Genomic DNA, 4424 nt, shown 5'->3' with positions numbered 1-4424 from the left:
CGCCCAGGATGGTGGACAGCGTCACCAAACCCGCCACGTAACCCCCGTTGTACCCCATGCGCGCCGCCAGCACGTACGCGCTGGAAGCCGTCGGCAGGGCAGAAAACGCCAACAGGATGGTGCTTTGCACCGGCGACAGCCCGAAGGCTTTACACAGGCCCAGGGCCATGACCGGCATCAACAGGTGCCGTATCGACAGCACGGCCACTGCCAGCGTTTTGGCTTGCGACAGGTGGCCGAACTGCATGCCGGCGCCTGCCGCCATCAGGCCCAGTGCCAGCGAGGCGGCTCCGATGCGGGTCACCGTGGGTTCGAGCCAGACAGGCAGGGTAAAGCCGAGCAGGTTGGCCACCAGGCCTGTGGCCGTGGCAAGGATCAGCGGATTGCGCACCAGCTCGCCCATGAAACCGCGCTGGGCATGCCGCGCCATGGGCCACACCGCCGCCACGTTGAAAAGCGGCACGCACACACCAATCAGCACGGCGATCAGCTGCAGGCCCTGGCTGCCCGCCAGCCGGTCGGCCAGGGCCAGCGCAATGAAGGAGTTGAAGCGAAATGCCACTTGCGCGCTGGCGGCGTGCTCACGCGAGTCGATGTGCCTGCCCAGCCATGGCAGGTGCGGCAGGCTGTAGGCCATCGCAATACCGGCAACCCCCAGCAGGATACCGGCGCTGATGAGGCTGGAGGCGGCGCCCAGGTCCAGCGGGCTTTTGACGATTGAATGAAAAAGCAGGACCGGAAACAAAAAGTAATAAACCAGGCTCTCCACCTGTTCCCATACGGTGCGGTTGAGGGCGGTGTAGCGGCAGACAAGGTAGCCGCAAACAATGAGGGAAAAGTCGGGAAAAAGAAGCTGCGCGTAGTTCACTCGCCGAGAATAACCGCAATCCCCTCGGGTTTGCCCTTATGCGTAATCCACAACTGCGGGGCATGAATGTTGCGATTACCATTTCTGCTGTTTTATTGAAGGACTGAACATGCAACGTCGTTATCTGTTTGCCTATTCCGTGGTGTCCGCGCTTGCGCTGGGCACCGCCGCAGGCCCCGCATTGGCACAGGGTTATCCCAACAAGGTGGTCAAGCTCGTGGTGCCGTTTGCACCCGGTGGCACCACTGATATCGTCGCCCGCGTCATCTCCGAGCCCCTGGGCAAGGCCTTGGGCCAGAGCGTGATCGTCGAAAACCGGGCCGGCGGCGGCGGCGTGGTGGGCGCACTCGAGACATCGCGCGCCGTTCCCGATGGCTATGCGCTGGGTGTGGCCACGGTGTCCACCACCGCGGCCAATCCCGCCATCAACCCCAAGATCCCGTACAACACGCTGACGGACTTCACGCCCATCATCAATATTGCGGCAACGCCCAACATCATTGCGGTTCACCCGAGCTTTCCGGCGCGCAACTACAAGGAGTTTGTGGCTGAGCTCAAAAAGAACCCCGGCAAGTATTCCTATTCATCCTCGGGCACCGGCGGCATCGGTCACCTGCAGATGGAGCTCTTCAAGAGCATGTCGGGCACCTTCGTGACGCACATTCCCTACCGCGGTGCAGGTCCGGCCCTGAACGACACGGTGGCGGGGCAGGTGCCCATGATTTTTGACAACCTGCCGTCGGCCCTGCCATTCATCCAGCAAAAACGCCTGATCCCCATTGTGGTGGCCGCGCCCCAGCGCCTGGCCGTGCTGCCGGATGTGCCCACCTTCAAGGAAGTCGGCCTGGAACCTGTGAACCGCATGGCCTATTACGGCATCATCGGCCCGAAGGGTTTGCCAAAGGACGTGGTCGACAAGGTCAGCGCCGGCGTGAAGAAGTCGCTGGAAGACCCGGCGATACGCAAACGGATCGAAGACACCGGCTCCCTGATCATTGCGAATACGCCTGAGCAGTTCACGGCGCAGATCAAGGCCGAATTTGATGTCTATAAAAAGGTGGTCGATTCGGCCAAGCTCAAGCTCGAATAAGGCTGGGAATCCGGCACGACCGGATGCGAAGCTACCCGTAAGCCGCCGTGCATTCAAATGTGCGGCGGCTTTTTTGTTATGGTCACCCCATGCAGCCAGAAAGCCAGTCCAGTATTGATGGGTTTATTGACGCCTTGTGGCTGGAAGACGGGCTGTCCAAAAACACGCTGGCGGCTTACCGCCGCGACCTGTCGCTCTACGCCGGTTGGCTGGCTGCCAGGGAGCAGGGAGGGCGAAGACTTGACGAGACGGCGGAGGCCGACCTCAACAGCTACTTTTCGGCCCGGCACGCTGCGACCAAGGCAACATCCGCCAACCGGCGCCTGACGGTGTTCAAGCGCTACTTTCGCTGGGCATTGCGCGAACACCTGATTGCTGCAGATCCGACGCTCAAACTCCAGTCGGCAAAGCAGGCGCTTCGGGTGCCCAAAGTCATGAGCGAAGCCCAGGTTGAAGCACTGCTGGCCGCACCCGACGACGACACGCCGCTGGGCCAGCGCGACCGCGCCATGCTGGAGCTGCTGTACGCCAGCGGCCTGCGTGTGAGCGAGCTGGTGGGCCTCAAGACATTTCACCTGGGACTGAACGAAGGGGTGCTTCGCGTCATGGGCAAAGGCAGCAAGGAACGGCTGGTGCCCTTCGGCCAGGTGGCGCGGGAATGGATTGTGAAATACCTGGCGGACGCCCGTCCGGCCATCCTGGGCGGGCAACAGACCGACGACCTGTTTGTCACCGGCCATGGCAAGGGCATGAGCCGCGTGATGTTCTGGATGCTGGTGAAAAAATATGCACGGCTTGCCGGCATCAACTCGCCGCTGTCACCCCACACTTTGCGCCACGCGTTTGCCACACACCTGCTGAACCACGGCGCCGATTTGCGCGCGGTGCAGATGCTGCTGGGGCATGCAGATATTTCCACCACCACGATTTATACCCATGTGGCACGTGAACGGCTGAAGGCGCTGCATGCGCAGCATCACCCTCGAGGTTGAGCGGTGGAGCCCTCAAGGGGCGGCGCTGTACATATAGTTTCGGCTGAAGGGATAGCTTGATTGGGCGCCGGTGACGGCGGTGTTGTGCACATCGCCCGAGGGCCGCGCCGCCAGCATCTGGTGCAGCGAAATCCAGCCCTGCTCAAAACTCATCGCACTGCCCGCCAGGTAAAGACGATAAGCCCGGAGCGTCTTCTCGGCGCGCTCGGCGCCGCCATCCGCAACCAGCACCTGGCGCGCCTCGTCCAGCTTGGCTTCCAGCGCGTCTGACCAGTTCCACAGCGTGCGGGCATAGTGCGGGCGCAGGTTTTCGGTGTCCACCATCTCCAGGCCCGCGCGTGACATATGCTCCAGTACGGCGCTGACATGCATCAGCTCGCCGCCCGGGAAGATGTACTTTTCGATGAAGTCACCCATGCCGGCGCCGAGCTGGCGGTTTTCCAGGCCGCCGGCGGTGATGCCGTGGTTCATGACCAGCCCGCCCGGTGCCAGCAGGCGCATGATTTTCTGGAAGTAGCCGGTCATGTTGGCGTGGCCCACGTGCTCGAACATGCCCACGGAGGACACCTTGTCAAAGGGCTGATCCTCCGGCATGTCGCGGTAGTCGCGTAGCTCCATTCGCACGCGCCCGCCCAGGCCTTTTTCCTCGATCAGGCGCTGCACATGCGCATGCTGATTTTTCGACAGCGTGATGCCGGTGGCGTCCACGCCGTAGTGCTCAGCGGCCCACAGCAGCAAGCCGCCCCAGCCGGCGCCAATATCAAGAAACCGTTCACCGGGCTTGAGCATGAGCTTGCGGCAGATATGGTCGAGCTTGGCTTCCTGGGCCTGGGCCAATGTCATGGCGTTGTCGCTGTAGTAGGCGCATGAATACACCCGTCGGGGGTCGAGCCAGAGCGCATAGAAGGCATCGGACACGTCATAGTGGAACTGGATTTGCGCTGCATCCCGGCTTTGGGTGTGGGCGGCCAGGGACTTGGCGCGGTGCAGCAGGCCGGACCACCAGCCTGTGTCGCTTTGCACCGGATTGCCGGGAAGCAGCTTGGTGACGGCGCGCATCACGTCGCGCATGGCGCCTTCCAGTTGAAGCTTGCCTTCGACATACTCTTCCGCCAGGGCGCCGATCTGGCCGGCCTTGAGGCGGGCGATGGAGGACCAGTGCGAAAACGCGAGCTTGACGGGGGCGTTGGGCTCTCCGAGACGCTGGCCCTGCGGCAGCTGCAAGGCGATGTCCGCGGGCAAGCCCGGCATTTGCGAAGGGATGTCTGGGACGAGATGCCGGATCATGCGCAAACTCCTTTTCAAGAGTTTTGCAGTCTAGCGCTGTTCGAAAATCCCTGCCGTGACTGTATGTGTAGGAATTCGCCGCGTCCTGGCGTCTGTTCCTAGACCAGAAGCGCCAGTTCCACCTCGTCAAAACCAGCCCGCCGGCGGGCGTCCAGGTTCAGCGGGCCCTTCAGGCGAGGCGCCCCAT

General features: G+C 62.4%; 4 protein-coding genes. 2 read left to right on the top strand and 2 right to left on the bottom strand.

Translation table 11 applies throughout. The annotated features are described in order from the left end of the window. The coding region (locus tag AC1D1P_RS15350; RefSeq protein ID WP_477673577.1) for an AEC family transporter at nt 1-868 on the bottom strand (868 nt) is incomplete at its 3' end. A 109-nt stretch (nt 869-977) separates the two neighbouring features. Here AC1D1P_RS15350 and AC1D1P_RS15345 point away from each other — a divergent pair. Next, a complete protein-coding gene (locus tag AC1D1P_RS15345) occupies nt 978-1958 on the top strand; it encodes a tripartite tricarboxylate transporter substrate binding protein BugE (protein ID WP_477671133.1) in 981 nt (326 codons plus the stop codon). An 89-nt stretch (nt 1959-2047) separates the two neighbouring features. Beyond that, entirely contained in the window at nt 2048-2950 is a 903-nt protein-coding gene (gene xerD / locus AC1D1P_RS15340; protein WP_477671132.1) for a site-specific tyrosine recombinase XerD, read from the top strand. Between the two features lie 12 nt (nt 2951-2962). On the opposite strand, the gene AC1D1P_RS15335 is transcribed toward xerD, so the two are convergent. Beyond that, nucleotides 2963-4237: a class I SAM-dependent methyltransferase gene (locus AC1D1P_RS15335; protein WP_477673576.1), complete on the bottom strand. Its 1275-nt coding sequence runs from the start codon at nt 4235-4237 to the stop codon at nt 2963-2965. Nucleotides 4238-4424 lie beyond the last annotated feature (187 nt).

Source organism: Polaromonas sp. P1_E1_2, assembly GCF_056406035.1.
This window is presented reverse-complemented; position numbering and strand designations above follow the sequence as displayed.